Raw genomic sequence first — 14,276 nt, forward strand, 5'->3', positions numbered from 1 at the left:
GCGACCGCCTCGGTTACGTTGCCCGGTGTGCGCAACCCCCCTACCGCGTTCGCCGGTGCCGCGCTGACCGTGCTCCTGCTCTCCGCCTGCTCGGCGGCGGACCCACCGGCCCCCGCGGCGACCGCCTCCCCCGCGCCCGCCTACGACCTGCCGACCCGCCACGTACGGCCCGGCGAACGGGCCGTGCACGCCGCCCCGGTCACCGACGGCGACACCCGCTTCCAGGTCATCGGCCTGCAGACCGGCCTCGACGGCTTCGTCGGCAGCCACGGCGAGTGGCAGGCCAAGGGCCAGTACGTGGTCGTGCGGATCGTCGCCGAGAACCCCGGCCGCACCAACTCCCGGTTCGACGCCAAACGCCAGCGGCTCCTCACCGCCGACGGCACCGCCCACGCCATCAACGCCTTCGCCCAGGCCATCAAGCGCCAGCCCGACACCCTGCCCCTCGGCGCCGAGGTCAGGATCGAGATGGACCTGTGGTTCGACATCCCCAAGGACGCCCGGGTCACCGGCATCCGCCTGTTCGGCGACCCGCCGCTCGGCGTCGGCGGCACCACCAAGGGCGCCGAGGTGCCGCTCCGCTGACCCCCGGGGACTCCGGGGGTCAGCGGGGCGGCGGAGGGCGGAGAGCCGCGGGACGTCACGCCTCCGGCGCGCCGCTCCGCTCCTCGGGCACGGCCCGCTCCTGGGACACGGCCGGCTCCTCCGGCGCGTCGTGCCCCAGGCCGCCGCCGAGATAGGCGGCCTGCACGTCCGGGTCGTTCAGCAGGTCGGCTGCGGGCGCGCTCTTGACCACCTTCCCGGTCTCCAGCACGTACGCCCGGTGCGCCAGCTTCAGCGCCTGCTGGGCGTTCTGCTCCACCAGCAGCACCGTGGTGCCCCGGCGGTTGATCTCCTCGATGATGGAGAAGATCTGCTGCACCATCAGCGGCGCCAGACCCATCGACGGCTCGTCCAGCAGCAGCACCTTCGGCTTGGCCATCAGCGCGCGGCCGATCGCGAGCATCTGCTGCTCACCGCCGGACATCGTGCCGGCCGCCTGGTTGCGGCGCTCGGCCAGCCGCGGGAACAGCTCGTACGCCTCCGCCAGCTCGGCGGAGAAGCTGCCCGAGCGGGTGTAGGCGCCCATCAGCAGGTTGTCGTGCACCGTCATGCCGGGGAAGACGCCACGGCCCTCGGGGGCCTGCCCCAGGCCCGCCACGACCCGCTTGTGGCCCGGCATCCTGGAGATGTCCTTGCCGTCGAAGACGATGCTGCCCGACGTCAGGCCCCGCAGGCCCGAGATCGTCTTCAGGGTCGTGGTCTTGCCCGCCCCGTTCGCCCCGATGAGCGTGACGATCTCACCCTCGTTCACCTCGACCGAGATGCCCTTGAGGGCCTCGATCTTGCCGTAGTGGACGTGGATGTCCTTGACCTCAAGAAGCATCTGCGGGAGCCCCCAAATACGCCTCGACGACCCGGGGGTCGTTCCGCACCTCATCCGGCAGCCCGTCGGCGATCTTCTGGCCGAAGTCCAGCACCGCGATGCGGTCGCTGATGCCCATGATGAGGCTCATGTCGTGCTCGATGATCAGAATCGTCCGGCCGGCGTCCCGGATGTCCCGGATCAGCTGCTGCAGCGCCACCTTCTCCGCCGGGTTCATGCCCGCGGCCGGCTCGTCCAGCAGCAGCAGCTTCGGGTCCGTCGCCAGCGCGCGGGCGATCTCCAGCCGCCGCTGGTCACCGTAGGGCAGGTTCTTGGCGTAGTCGTGCGCCCGATGGGAGACCCCGACGAAGTCGAGCAGCTCCATCGCCAGCGCCCGGCCCTCCCGCTCGGCCTGCCGGTGCCAGGGCAGGCCCAGCGCCACGCTGACCATGCCCGCGCGGTGGTGGACGTCGGAGCCCACCATCACGTTCTCCAGCGCCGTCATGTTGTGGAACAGGCGGATGTTCTGGAACGTCCGGGCGACACCGCGCTTCGTGATCTTGAAGCGCTTGAGACCGCTGATCCTCTCGCCCCCGAACAACACCTGACCCTCCGTGGGCCGGTACACCCCGGTCACCACGTTGAAGACCGTCGTCTTGCCCGCGCCGTTCGGACCGATCAGGGCGAAGATCTCCCCCTCACCGATCGTCAGGCCCACGTCCTTCAGCGCCGTGACACCGCCGAACCGCATCGTCAGCCCCTGCAGCTCCAGCAGCGCGCGACGGCCCTCCCGGCCCGCCTCCGCGTTCGCCCCCGTGCTCACCTCGGTGCTCACCTGGAGGCCACCTCCTCACCGTGCGACTCCGGCCCGGGCACCTCGGCACCGAGCGTCCCCATCCCGCCGGAGCCCTCCTTGAACTCCGCCTTGCGCTGCCGCGACGGCAACAGCCCCTCCGGACGGAAGATCATCAGCGCCACGAGCACCGCACCGAAGATCAGCATGCGGTAGTCCTTCAGCTCCCGGAAACGCTCAGGCAGCCACGCCACCACGAACGCCCCCAGCATGACGCCCGGCAGATTGCCCGAACCGCCCATGACCACGGCCGCCAGGATCGTCGCCGACAGCAGGAACTGGAAGTCGTTCGGATTCAGCGACACCGACTTCGCCGCCCACAGCACACCCATCGCGCCACCGATCGACGCGCCGATCGCGAACGCCAGCATCTTGAACCGGAACGTCGGCACGCCCATCACCTCGGCCGCGTCCTCGTCCTCACGGATCGCCGCCCACGCACGCCCGACCCGGCTCTTCTCCCACCGCTTCACCAGAATGATCACGATGACCGCCAGCGCCACCAGCAGGTAGTAGTACGGCCTCGGGTCCAGCACGCCGTACTTGAAGATCTTGACGCCGAACAGCTCGAAGTCATCACTCAGGTTCGGCGGGTGCGGAATGCCGCTGATGCCCGTCGGACCGCCGATCGAGTCGGTGTTACGGGCCGTGATCCGGATGATCTCACCGAAGCCCAGCGTGACGATCGCCAGATAGTCACCGCGCAGCCGCAGCGTCGGGGCGCCCAGCGTGATGCCCGACAGGGCGCAGATCCCGATGCCCACCACCAGGATCACCCAGAAGTCCCAGCCCATCTTGGTGCCCAGCAACGCCATCGCGTAGCCGCCCACCGCGTAGAACGCGACGAAACCCAGGTCGAGCAGACCCGCCTGGCCCACCACCACGTTCAGGCCGATCGCCAGCACCACGTACGTGCCGATCGGGAAGAACAGGATCGTCGCCCAGTCGGTGTCGGGCGACATGAAACTGCCGATGCTCTCCGACGGCAGCAGCAGCGCAAAGACGATCAGCAGCAGATAGACGATCCACCGCTGCCAGCCCGGCGCCCGCAGCCACCGGTCGTGCACGACGTCACCGAAGTGACCCAACTGATGGCGGAAACCCGCCGAGGAAGTCTTCTTGTTCATGCGCGCGCCTGCTGGAGTGATTCACCGAGGATTCCGGTGGGACGGAACATCAGGACCAGGATCAGGATCGTGAAGGAGATCACGTGCTTCCAGTCGGAACCGACGAGGATCGCACCGTAGTTCTCCACCAGACCCAGCACGATCCCGCCGACCAGCGCACCACGCAGGTTGCCGATACCGCCCAGCACCGCCGCGGTGAACGCCTTGATACCGAAGAGGAACCCGATGTAGTAGTTCGTGTTCTCGTACGAGATCAGGTACAGCGCGCCGGCCACACCGGCCATCGCGCCGCCGATGAGGAACGTCATCCGGACGATGTTGTTGATGTCCACCCCCATCAGGGTGGCCGCCTCCGGATTCTGCGCGGTCGCACGGATACCACGGCCGATCTTCGTCCGGTTCACCAGAGCGTCCAGCGCGATCATCATGCCGATCGCCGCGATGATCACCACCACCTGGTCCACCCGCACCGGATGACCCGCGATCGAGAAAAGCTCCGACCGCTCCATCAACCGGGGCAGACCCATCTGGATACGGCCCCGCTCCGGACGGTCGAACACCCCCGGAATCACCACCAGGGCGAACAGCTCCTGAAGGAAGATCGAGGCGCCGATCGCCGAGATGAGAGCCGCCAGCCGCGACGCGCCACGCTTGCGCAGCGGCTTGTAGGCCACCTGCTCCAGCGCGATCGCCGTACCCGCCGACGCCAGCATGCCCGCCACGATCATCGCCAGGATCACACCCACCAGCGCGATGCCGGTGAGCGTCGAGTCGATGCCCAACGTGAACGGGACGAACATCGCGCCGAACGTACCGATCATGAACACTTCGGAATGCGCGAAATTGATCAACCGCAGCACGCCGTACACCATCGTGTAGCCGAGCGCGATCAGAGCGTAAATGGAACCGAAGGCCAGGCCGTCGATCGACGCCGGCCAGAATTGATTGATGAAGTCACTGAACACTTGGGGGATACCACTTCCAGCGGGGGTCGCCTGCACTGCCGGTAGCCCACGTCACCGGCACGGGCCTCGTGAACCCGACCGGACGCACAAGGGGAGCGGGACCGCACTTCGGCGCTCCCGCTCCCCGCGCGTCGACTACCTACTCTTCTCGTCAGCCGGCGCTAGCCCAGCTTCGCCTCGGACGCCTTGCCCAGCAGCGTGATCGCGCCGTTCTTGACCTGGTACATGTAGATGTCCTTGGCCTCGACCTCACCGTTGGCCCCGAACTTCACCTGCTTGGAGACACCCGCCAGATCAACGGTCTTGATGAACTCGTTGATCTTCTCCGGGGTGGTGTTGCCCGCCTTCACCGCCTCCACGAGGACCGTCGCGGCGTCGTAACCCTCCGCCGCGTAGATCGCCGGGTCGGCGCTGTAGGCCGCCTTGTAGGCATCCGCGAACTTCTTCACCTTCTCGTCGGTCACGTCCGCCGTGGCGATGTAGCAGGGGCAGCCCACCAGCGCGCCCTCGGCGTTCGGCGCACCGGCGCCGTCGATCAGGCCCTTGTCCAGCGAACCGTCGGCCGAGAAGAACTTCGCGTCCTTCACGCCCTTGTCACGCAGCTGCTTCAGCAGGTTGCCCGCCGCCGCGTAGTAACCACCGAAGAAGATCGAGTCCGGCTTGGTCGCCGCGACCTTGTTCACCACCGAGGAGAAGTCGCTCTCCTGCGGGTCCAGCGAGTCGGTGGTGACCTTCACACCCTTGGTCTCCAGCTGCCCCTTGACCGCGTCGGCCAGCGGCTTGCCGTAGTCCGACTTGTCGTCGATCACGAACGCGTTCTTCGACGCCGCGGCGCCCGCGATGAAGTCCGCGATACCGGGACCCTGCACGCTGTCGTTCGGAAGGATGCGGTGCCAGTACTTCCAGCCGTTCTGAGCCAGCTTCGTGTTCGTCGCCGACGCCGTGATGCTGGGCAGCTGTGCCTCTTCCAGCACCGGCCCCACCTGCGCCGACTCACCCGAGAAGGCCGGGCCGATCATAGCCGCGACCTTGTCGTTCTTGATCGCCTGCTGGGCCAGACCGACGGCCTTGGAACCGTCACCCTGGCTGTCGTACTCGACCAGCTCGATCTTCACGGACGGGTTCGTCTTGTTGTACTCGTCGAACACGAGCTTCGCGCCGTTCTTCGGCGGAATGACGATGCCGGAGTTCGGGCCGGTCAGGTCTCCCATGAAACCGATCTTGACCGTGCCGGAGGCCGCACCGGAGCCGCCCTCCGAAGGCTCCGCGCTCGAGCCACCGTCACCACAGGCGGCGAGACCGAGAGAGAGCGCCAGACCGGCAGCGAGCAACCCACCGAGGCGAGCAGTCCTAGGCCGCAAAGTTGCCTTCCTTTCGCCCGGACCCCCGAGTCGGGACCGGGTTCACAGATGCCCTCCCTGACGGAGTGGCCAGGGGGTTGTTGACGGTTAGTACAACCAGCCCATGTCACGGGTCGATACAGGAAGCGCCCCCGTAACCGTTTCGTTATTACACCGATTCTTTACGGCTACCCAGGCAAAAGCCATGGTCATCCATGACCCCGCACCGCATCGGAAGGTCACTCCAAGTACGCGAAAGACCCGCGCACCCCCTCGAACCCGAAGAGCACGCGGGCCCCGAAACCCACGAAACACCAAGACACCCCGGCACCCGCCACAACGGGCGCACCACCCACCCCGAACCGGTCCCCGAACCGACCCCCGACCCCGTCACCCGACCCAGGACCACCGGTCCCCACACCGGCCGCCCACCCCGAACCGGCCACCCCACAGTCCGCACGGTCCGCCCCCGAGCGGACCATCCAGGAACAGGCCGACTACGAACAAACCACCCGCAGACGGATCAACCCTCCGACGGCCCCTGGCCCTCCGGCGGCCCCTGGTCCTCCCCCGGCCCCTCCGGCACACCGTCGACCACGATCTGCGCCACCTGACGCATGCTCAACCGCCGATCCATCGACGCCTTCTGAATCCACCGGAACGCCTGCGGCTCGGACCAACCATGCTGCGCCATCAGCAGCCCCTTCGCCCGCTCCACCAACTTCCGCGTCTCCAGCCGATCCGACAGCGTCCCGACCTCACGCTCCAGCGCCGCGATCTCCTCATGCCGGCTCACCGCCATCTCGATCGCCGGCACCAGATCCGACTTCGTGAACGGCTTCACCAGATACGCCATCGCCCCGGCGTCCCGCGCCCGCTCCACCAGATCACGCTGCGAGAACGCCGTCAGAATCAGACACGGCGCGATCCGCCGCGCCACGATCTGCTCCGCCGCCGAGATACCGTCCAACACCGGCATCTTCACATCCAGGATCACCAGATCCGGCCGGTGCTCGGCCGCCAGCTGCACCGCGGCCTCACCGTCCGCCGCCTCGGCGACGACGGCGTAACCGTCCTCTTCCAGCATCTCCTTGAGATCGAGGCGGATCAGGGCCTCGTCTTCCGCGATCACCACTCGCCGCTGCGTACTCACGAGCAAGAGGGTACCGACGTCCGCTAGATTGGGACCACGCCGGTGTCCGAGTCCGATCCAGTTCTGGGTAAGCTCTAGCCGACGACAAAACCGGACAAGTCCGGATTTATGCCCCGATAGACCAATTGGCAGAGTCGATGGCCTCAAAATCCATTAAGTGTGGGTTCGAGTCCCACTCGGGGCACTGAAAACCGCTCGCCTTTCGAGGCGAGCGGTTTTTTTCGTACCTCCCTGAGAAACTCTGCGCATGCACACCGACACCGTCCGTGAAAGGGTGCGTCGGCTTCTGGCGACCGGTGAGACCATCAGCGCGGTCAGCCGTCTGACGGGAGTTCCCCACTCCACGATCAGGGGCCGGCGGGACTCCCAATGGCGCCCCTCTGCGAAAACGACTCTCCGCCCCCGGTGCGAGACCGTTCCGAGACCCCCTGAACCGCAGAGCGCATACGCCTATCTCCTCGGCCTCCATCTTGGGGACGGCTGTATCAGCGTCATCGGTGATCCGGCGAAACAGGTCTGGTCATTACGCATCATGTGCGCGGATTCCTGGCCAGGTCTCCAAGACGAGTGCGCCGAAGCGCTTCTCGCCATCAGGCCCGACAACAAGGTGCGCAGACTCCCCCGACAGGGCTGCACGGAGATCAACTCCTTCTCCAAGCACTGGCCCCACCTGTTCCCGCAGCACGGTCCGGGGAAGAGGCAGGATCGCCCGATCAGGCTGGAAGAATGGCGGCAGCAGATCGTCGACGCGAATCCCGGCAACCTCGTCCGAGGTCTCATGCATTCCGATGGATGCCGTCCGGTCAACCGGGTGAAGGGAAAATCGGCCGACGAGACGTGTTTCTACGAATACCCTCGCCATCTGTTCGTCAACGAATCCCGCGACATCCTGGAGCCGTGCGGGAAGGCGCTCGACCTTCTCGATGTGAAGTGGCGCCATTCGAAGCCCAACACCATCTCCATCGCCAGACGGGAGGCCGCCGCGCGACTGGACGAGTTCGTGGGGCCGAAGTACTGAGGCGATGTCCGGGCGCCCGACGCTCTGGCGGCCTGAAGCACCGGAGCGCCGGAACCCTGTAGCGCACACGGCCGGTTCCGCGCCTCCGAACCCCGTCCCCGGCATTGGACGCTCCGCTCTTCACGCCCGGCCGGGCGGCCGGTCCCGGTTCGATCAAGCCGAGGCCACCCTTCCGGCGCGAGGTTCGGCCGGGGATGGGGACCGGCCAGAGGCACGGGGTTCGGCGGGTGTGAGGGCCCGGAGGGGCTTCGGGGGCATAAGACCGAAATATGGCGAAATATGTCTGTGTCCGAAATACCGTTTTCGGTCACTTGCTCTTCGTAGCCCACTACTGCGCTGGGTGTCCGGCAGATGAGACGCGAGACCACGCCGCGGGGCCGACCGGCCCGGCTCTCCACGTTATCCCGCTGTGACATGCGGTTATGTCAAGCCGCTCCCAGGCTTCCCGGCCTTCGTTCAGACCCGAAACCGGCATTCGAACATGCTTGAAGATTCATCTCTTGACGCGGATTACCCTGGAAACGTAGGAATAACGTGCCTTACCGCTATTAATACTTTACGGGGCAAAACCCCTGTTTAGGACTATGGGGGGTGGATGCTCGAAGCGATGCGGGAGGACCCCTCGTCCGCCTCGTTGCCAGGTACGCGACACGTCTCATCTCCGGCGGAGACGCCTGCGGAAGCACCCGCGGGAACACCGCCGGCGACCCCGGTTCCCGTCGAATGGACGTCGGGACCGTCCCATGTCTCCCCCCGGACCACGCTGTGCGACCTCATCGCCGCGCAGGCGGCCCGCTCCCCCGGTGCCCCGGCCGTCCGCCAGTGGGACGCCCTTCTCACCTACCGTGACCTGCTTTCCTCGGCCACCGCGCTGGCGGCTCGGCTGCGTGCCCTCGGGGTCGGCCCCGAGGTCCGGGTGGGGTTGTGCCTGCGGCGCACCCCGCTCATGCCGGTGGCGGCGCTCGGCGTGATGCTGGCGGGCGGCGCCTACGTCCCGCTGGACCCGGGGCATCCCCGTCGCCGGCTCCAGGAGGTGATCGAGGACGCGGCGATCGGCGTGGTCGTGGCCGACGAGGACGGCCGTGGCCTGCTGCGGGAGTGCGGATGCACGCTGGTCGTCCCGGAGATCGTGTCGTCCCCGGCCGAACCGTCCCCCGCCGGGCTTTCTCCCACCGGGCCGCTCCCCTCCGAGCCGTCCCCCTCCGAGCCGATCCTCACCGGCCGACCTCCCGCCGATCCGTCCTCCGGAGTCCCCGGCTCCGGGGTTTCGGTCTCCGGCGAGGTTCCGGTCTCCGGGGACGCCCGTCCCGGCAACGCCGCGTACGTGCTGTACACGTCGGGTTCGACGGGCCGTCCCAAGGGCGTGGTGGTGGACCACGCCTCGGCGGTGGCGTTCGTGACGGCGGCGGTGGCGCGTTTCGGGCTGGACGCCTCGTGCCGGTCGATCGCGTTCTCGGCGCTGGGGTTCGACGTGTCGGTGCTCGACATGTTCGCGCCGCTGGCGGCGGGCGGGTGCGTGCGGCTCGTGCCGGACGAGGACAGGGTGGATCCGGGCCGGTTGCAGCGGTTCCTGGAGGCGCACGAGGTCACGTGGGGGTTCGTGCCGCCCGCCCTGCTTCCGCTGGTGGATCCGGCGCGGCTGCCGCGTCTGCGGGATCTGGTGACGGCCGGGGAGCCTCCGGGGCCGGAGCAGGTGGCCCGGTGGTCGGCGTACGCGCGGTTCCACAACTGGTACGGGCCGACGGAGACGACGGTGTGCGTGGTGGGGGCGGAGCTGTCGGGGGTGTGGGACCGGCCGCTGCCGATCGGCCGCCCGCTGGCCGGCTGCCGGGCGCACGTGCTGGACGATCGGATGCGGGAGTGCCCGGTGGGGGTGCCGGGTGAGCTGCACATCGGCGGTCCGCAGGTGAGCCGGGGGTATTTGGGTCGTCCGGGGCTGACGGCCGAGCGGTTCGTGCCCGATCCGTTCTCGGCTGAGCCCGGCGCGCGGCTGTACCGGACGGGTGACCGGGTGGCCTGGCAGGAGGACGGCCGGATCGCGTTCATGGGGCGGCTGGACCGGCAGGTGAAGGTCCAGGGGCAGCGGGTGGAGATCGGCGAGGTCGAGTCGGTGGTGCGGGCTCACCCGGGGGTGCTGCAGGCGGTGGTGGACGTGCCCGGGGAGCTGGTGGCGTACGTGGCGCCGCTGGACGCGCCCGACCTGGCCGCGTTGCGGGAGCACTGCGCGTTGCGGCTGCCGCCGTACATGGTGCCGACGAGGGTGGTGCGGGTGGCGGCGTTGCCGCTGAACGCGTCGGGGAAGGTGGATCTGGGCGCGCTGCGGACCGCGCACGGCCCGGTGGCCGCCGGGTCCGGAACGGACGGCGGGCTGGCGGCGATCTGGTCGCGGGTGCTGCAGGCTCCGCCGCCGGAGGCGGACGACGACTTCTTCGCCGTCGGCGGGCACTCGCTGCGTGCGATGCGGCTGGTGGCGGCGGTCCGGGCGGAGCTGGGGCGGGAGATCTCGGTCGAGGACGTCCATTCGGCCCGGGTGTACGGCGCGCTGGCGGCGAGGGTGGCGGGCGCGCCGCGTGTCGGCGGGTCCGGCCGGGGCGGGGGTCACGCGGAGGACGGGGCTCCTCCGGAGAACGAGGATGTCCGGGACGGCGTCCCCGGCGCTTCCGGTGCCGCCGCGAGGCCGGTGCCGTCGGCCGGTGTCGCCGGTTCCGCCGTGGGGCCGGCGCTGTCGGCGGCGCAGCGGCGCATGTGGTTCGTGGAGCGACTGGCGCCGGACACCCCCGCGCACAACATCGCGATGGCGGAGCGGGTGCGGGGCCCGTTGGACGCGGGTGCCCTGGAGCGGGCGCTGGGGGCGGTGGTGGCCCGGCACGAGGCGTTGCGGTGGCGGGTTCCGGCGGAGGACGGTGTGCCGCGGGTGTCGGTGGCCCCGGCGGGGCCGGTGCCGTTGCCCGTGGAGGATCTGTCCGGTCTCGCGGCGGACGCGCGGGAGGCGGCGCTGGCGCGGGTGCTGGACCGCGAGGCCCGGGAGCGGTTCGACCTGGCGGCGGGGCCGCTGCTGCGGGCCAGGCTGGTGCGGCTGGCGGCGGACGAGCACGTGGTGGCGGTGACGGTGCACCACATCGTGTTCGACGGCTGGTCGCAGGATGTGTTCTTCCGGGATCTGGGCGTGGCCTACCGGGGTGGGGCGCTGGAGCCGGTGGGGGTCTCGTTCGGCGACTACGTGCGGTGGGCGCGGGAGCGGGACGGCGGAGCCTCCGGGGCGGGGCTTCCCGCGGACGGGGCCTCCGGGGCTGAGGCCACCGGTGACGGGGCCTCTGGCAGCGGATTCTCCGGGGGCGGGGTCTCCGCGGGTGGAGCCTCCGGGGAGGCACTGGAGTGGTGGTGTGCCCATCTGGAGGGCGCGCCGACGGTGGTGGACCTGCCGAGGGACGCGCCGCGTCCGCCGGTGCAGACGTTCCGCGGTGCCGTACGGCGGGCGGGGCTGGACGGTGAGCTGGGCGGGCGGGTCAGGCGGCTGGCGGCGGAGCTTGGGGTGACGCCGTACCCGGTGCTGCTGGCGGCGTTCGGTGAGCTGGTGGCCCGGTTGACCGGTGAGCGGGACCTGCTGGTCGGCACGCCGTACGCCGATCGGGGGCGCGCGGCGTTCGCGGAACTGGTGGGGATGTGCGTGCGGATGCTGCCGCTGCGGTTGCGCCAGGACGGCGACGCGTCCTTCGCCGAGTCCGTTTTGCGGTGCCGGGATGAGCTGGCGGAGGTGGTGGCGCGGGGGGACGTGCCGCTGGAGCGGGTGGTGGAGGCGTTGCGGGTGCCCCGGGATCTGGGGCGGAACCCGGTGACGCAGGTGTTGTTCAACATGTACGACTTCGCCGGGGCGAAGCTGGACCTGCCGGGATGTACGGCGGAGCCGCTGGCGGCGGGCCTGCCGGGTTCGCTGTTCGACCTGACGCTGTACGTCGCGGCGGAGCCGGGGCCCGAACCGGGACCGGGACCGGAGGCGGGATCGGGTGCTGAGCCGGGGCCCGGGTCCGCGGGGGGTTACGCCCTGCAGCTGGTGTACAACCCGGATCTGTTCTCCGCGGCGCGGATGGAGGCCCTGCTGACGGGTTACGCGTGCCTGCTGGAGGATCTGCTGGCGCGTCCGGACGAGCCGGTACGGCTGGCGCGGACTGCGAAGGACCCGGCTGACGGAGAACCGGCGGGGTCCGGGTCGCCACCCGTGTGGGACGGTCCCGGGCTGCCGGAGTCCCTGCGGGCCGGCGCGGTGGCGGAGGGTTCGGGGCGGGTGCTGGACGGCGCGGCGCTGGCGTCGTTGCGGGACCGGGTGGCCGGTGCGGTGCGCGGGGCGGGGGTGGAGCCGGGGCAGGCGGTGGCGGTGCTGGCGTCGCGGGTTCCGGAGTTGCCGGGCGTGCTGCTGGGCGTGCTGGTGAGCGGGGCGAGGTGGGTGGTCCTCGATCCGGCGTATCCGGTGGCGGTGCTGGCGCGTCAGGCGGAGGCCGCGGGGGCGGTGGCGGTGCTGCGCTGCCCGGGGGCACCGGGCGGCGCGGACCTGCCGATGCCCGCGGGTCTGCGGGAGATCGTGCCGTCCGACGGGTGGGAGGTCGCACCGGCTGACGCGGATGCGCCGGGGGCGGGGCCGTGTCCGGCGCGGGGGTATCTGTCGCTGACGTCGGGCACGACGGGTGAGCCCAAGCCGGTGGTGACGGGTGAGGGTCCGCTGGCGCACTTCGCGCACTGGTACGTGGAGACGTTCGGGGTGTCGCCGGCCGACCGTTTCGCGTTGCTGTCGGGGCTCGCGCACGATCCGGCGCTGCGGGACCTGTTCGTGCCGCTGGTGGCGGGTGCGCGGCTGTGCGTCCCCGAGGCGGCGACGGTGCGTGATCCGCTGCGGCTGGCGGGGTGGCTGCGTGAGCACCGCGTGACCGTGCTGCATCTGACGCCGCAGCTGGCGCGGATGCTGTGCGGGACGGGCGGGGTGCTGCCGGATGTGCGGCTGGTCGCGACGGGGGGTGACCGTCTCACCTTCGCCGACGCCGGGCGGTTGCGTCGCCTGGCGCCCGCGGCGCGTGTGGTGGCGTTCTACGGCACGACGGAGACGCCGCAGGCGCACGCGTGGTACGAGGTTCCGCCCGGCGCGGCGGAGAGCGCGGAGCCGGTGCCGGCCGGGCGGGGAGTCGAGGGCAGCGAGCTGCTGGTGCTGGCCGGGCACGGTGGCCGGGCGGGGGTGGGTGAGCTGGGCGAGGTGGTGGTGCGCAGCGCCAACCTCGCGGACGGTTACCTCGACGCCGAGCTGACCCGGGCGCGGTTCACCGCGGAGGGTTTCCGGACCGGTGACCTGGGGCGGTTGAACCCGGACGGGACGGTGACGCTCGCCGGGCGGCGGGACGACCAGGTGAAGGTGCGGGGCTTCCGGGTGGAGCCGGGCGGGGTGGAGGCGGCGCTGGCGGCTCATCCGGCGGTGCGGTCGGCGGCGGTCGTGGCGGTGGGCGGCGGCGCCGGCGGTGCCGGTGGCGGGCGTGAGGCTGTGCTGTACGGCTACGCCGTCCCGGTCAGGCCGGGGGTGTCGTCCGCGCGGCTGCTGGAGCATCTGCGGGGGGTGCTGCCGGAGTACGCGGTGCCCGCCGGGGTGGAGGTGGTGGCGGCGTTGCCGTTGACGCCGAACGGCAAGGTGGATCGTGCCGCGTTGCGTCTGCGGGCGCCCGGTCCGGCGGCGATGTCCGCCGGGCGGGGCCACGCCCTGGACGGCGGTCCCGGCGGTGGTCCGGCCGGTGTTCCGGGACTCGATCCGGCGGCGATGTCCGCGGGGCGGGGCCACGGCCCGGCCGGTGGTCCCGGAGGCGGTCCGGCGAAGGTGCCGGGGCGCGGTGCGGGTGGTGGTCCGGGTGGGGAGCCCTCGGGGCCGACGGAGCGGGCGGTGGCCGAGGTGTGGCGGGCCGTGCTCGGTGTGCCCCGGGTGCGGGCGACGGACAACTTCTTCGAGATCGGCGGTCATTCGCTGGCGATCGCCGCGGTGCAGGCGCGGCTGGCGGGGGTCCTCGGCCGGGAGGTTCCGGTCGTGGACCTGTTCCGGCATCCGACCGTGCGGGCCCTGGCGGCGCATCTGGACGGCGGGGGTGACAGCCCGGGTCTGGACCGGGCCGCGCGGCGGCTCGCCGTACGGCGGGACCGGATGAGGGGGCGGGCCCGCAGACCTGACTGAGCCGGGCGGTCCCGCCGTACGGCGGGGCCGCGCCGCGTGCGGTGCCCGCGCCCGGCCGCGGGTGCCGGAGAGGAAAGCCGCAAAGGAAAGCCGGAGAACCACAGAAAGCCGGAGAAAGCGCCCCCGAAGAGGCCCCAAGAGGGACCGCCGCGCCGGCGGGCCACGGAACCGCGAGGCCCGCCGGGCCGCAGGAGAGCTCGTGAGTGAGAGGGAAGGGAC

General features: G+C 70.6%; 9 protein-coding genes and 1 tRNA gene. 4 read left to right on the top strand and 6 right to left on the bottom strand.

From position 1 onward, the window contains the following. Positions 1-27: 27 nt before the first annotated feature. Positions 28-585: a DUF4352 domain-containing protein gene (locus HDA43_RS03820; protein WP_179818323.1), complete on the top strand. Its 558-nt coding sequence runs from the start codon at positions 28-30 to the stop codon at positions 583-585. Positions 586-640: 55 nt separating this feature from the next. On the opposite strand, the gene HDA43_RS03825 is transcribed toward HDA43_RS03820, so the two are convergent. The 6 genes from HDA43_RS03825 to HDA43_RS03850 all read right to left on the bottom strand — a co-directional run bounded on the left by HDA43_RS03825 (position 641) and on the right by HDA43_RS03850 (position 6,825). After that, entirely contained in the window at positions 641-1,426 is a 786-nt protein-coding gene (locus tag HDA43_RS03825; RefSeq protein ID WP_246423901.1) for an ABC transporter ATP-binding protein, read from the bottom strand. Continuing rightward, positions 1,416-2,240 carry an ABC transporter ATP-binding protein gene (locus HDA43_RS03830; protein ID WP_312872973.1) on the bottom strand — a complete coding sequence of 275 codons (825 nt, stop codon included), beginning with the start codon at positions 2,238-2,240 and terminating at the stop codon, positions 1,416-1,418. Before HDA43_RS03830 ends, HDA43_RS03825 begins: the two co-directional genes overlap by 11 nt. Further along, a complete protein-coding gene (locus tag HDA43_RS03835) occupies positions 2,237-3,385 on the bottom strand; it encodes a branched-chain amino acid ABC transporter permease (RefSeq protein ID WP_179818324.1) in 1,149 nt (382 codons plus the stop codon). The genes HDA43_RS03830 and HDA43_RS03835 overlap by 4 nt, the downstream gene beginning before the upstream one ends. Next, complete coding sequence (locus HDA43_RS03840) at positions 3,382-4,350, bottom strand: branched-chain amino acid ABC transporter permease (protein WP_179818325.1); 969 nt, start codon at positions 4,348-4,350, stop codon at positions 3,382-3,384. The genes HDA43_RS03835 and HDA43_RS03840 overlap by 4 nt, the downstream gene beginning before the upstream one ends. A gap of 161 nt (positions 4,351-4,511) precedes the next feature. Continuing rightward, positions 4,512-5,711 carry a branched-chain amino acid ABC transporter substrate-binding protein gene (locus tag HDA43_RS03845; RefSeq protein WP_179818326.1) on the bottom strand — a complete coding sequence of 400 codons (1,200 nt, stop codon included), beginning with the start codon at positions 5,709-5,711 and terminating at the stop codon, positions 4,512-4,514. A gap of 502 nt (positions 5,712-6,213) precedes the next feature. Beyond that, entirely contained in the window at positions 6,214-6,825 is a 612-nt protein-coding gene (locus HDA43_RS03850) for an ANTAR domain-containing response regulator (RefSeq protein WP_179822738.1), read from the bottom strand. Between the two features lie 128 nt (positions 6,826-6,953). Here HDA43_RS03850 and HDA43_RS03855 point away from each other — a divergent pair. From HDA43_RS03855 to HDA43_RS03865, 3 genes are all read left to right on the top strand, one after another. Then, a tRNA-Leu gene (locus HDA43_RS03855) sits at positions 6,954-7,027 on the top strand. A 63-nt stretch (positions 7,028-7,090) separates the two neighbouring features. Next, positions 7,091-7,861 carry a helix-turn-helix domain-containing protein gene (locus HDA43_RS03860; protein WP_179818327.1) on the top strand — a complete coding sequence of 257 codons (771 nt, stop codon included), beginning with the start codon at positions 7,091-7,093 and terminating at the stop codon, positions 7,859-7,861. A gap of 595 nt (positions 7,862-8,456) precedes the next feature. Then, positions 8,457-14,057 (top strand): non-ribosomal peptide synthetase, encoded by a 5,601-nt coding sequence (locus HDA43_RS03865; RefSeq protein ID WP_179818328.1) that lies wholly within the window; start codon positions 8,457-8,459, stop codon positions 14,055-14,057. Positions 14,058-14,276 lie beyond the last annotated feature (219 nt).

This window comes from Streptosporangium sandarakinum (assembly GCF_013409935.1).
Classification (GTDB): domain Bacteria; phylum Actinomycetota; class Actinomycetes; order Streptosporangiales; family Streptosporangiaceae; genus Streptosporangium; species Streptosporangium nondiastaticum.

Excerpts from the sequence above, each read along its gene's own strand:
- HDA43_RS03865 (WP_179818328.1), top strand. The coding sequence starts at position 8,457 with ATGCTCGAAGCGATGCGGGAGGACCCCTCGTCCGCCTCGTTGCCAGGT.
- HDA43_RS03860 (WP_179818327.1), top strand. The coding sequence starts at position 7,091 with ATGCACACCGACACCGTCCGTGAAAGGGTGCGTCGGCTTCTGGCGACC.
- HDA43_RS03835 (WP_179818324.1), bottom strand. The coding sequence starts at position 3,385 with ATGAACAAGAAGACTTCCTCGGCGGGTTTCCGCCATCAGTTGGGTCAC.
- HDA43_RS03825 (WP_246423901.1), bottom strand. The coding sequence starts at position 1,426 with ATGCTTCTTGAGGTCAAGGACATCCACGTCCACTACGGCAAGATCGAG.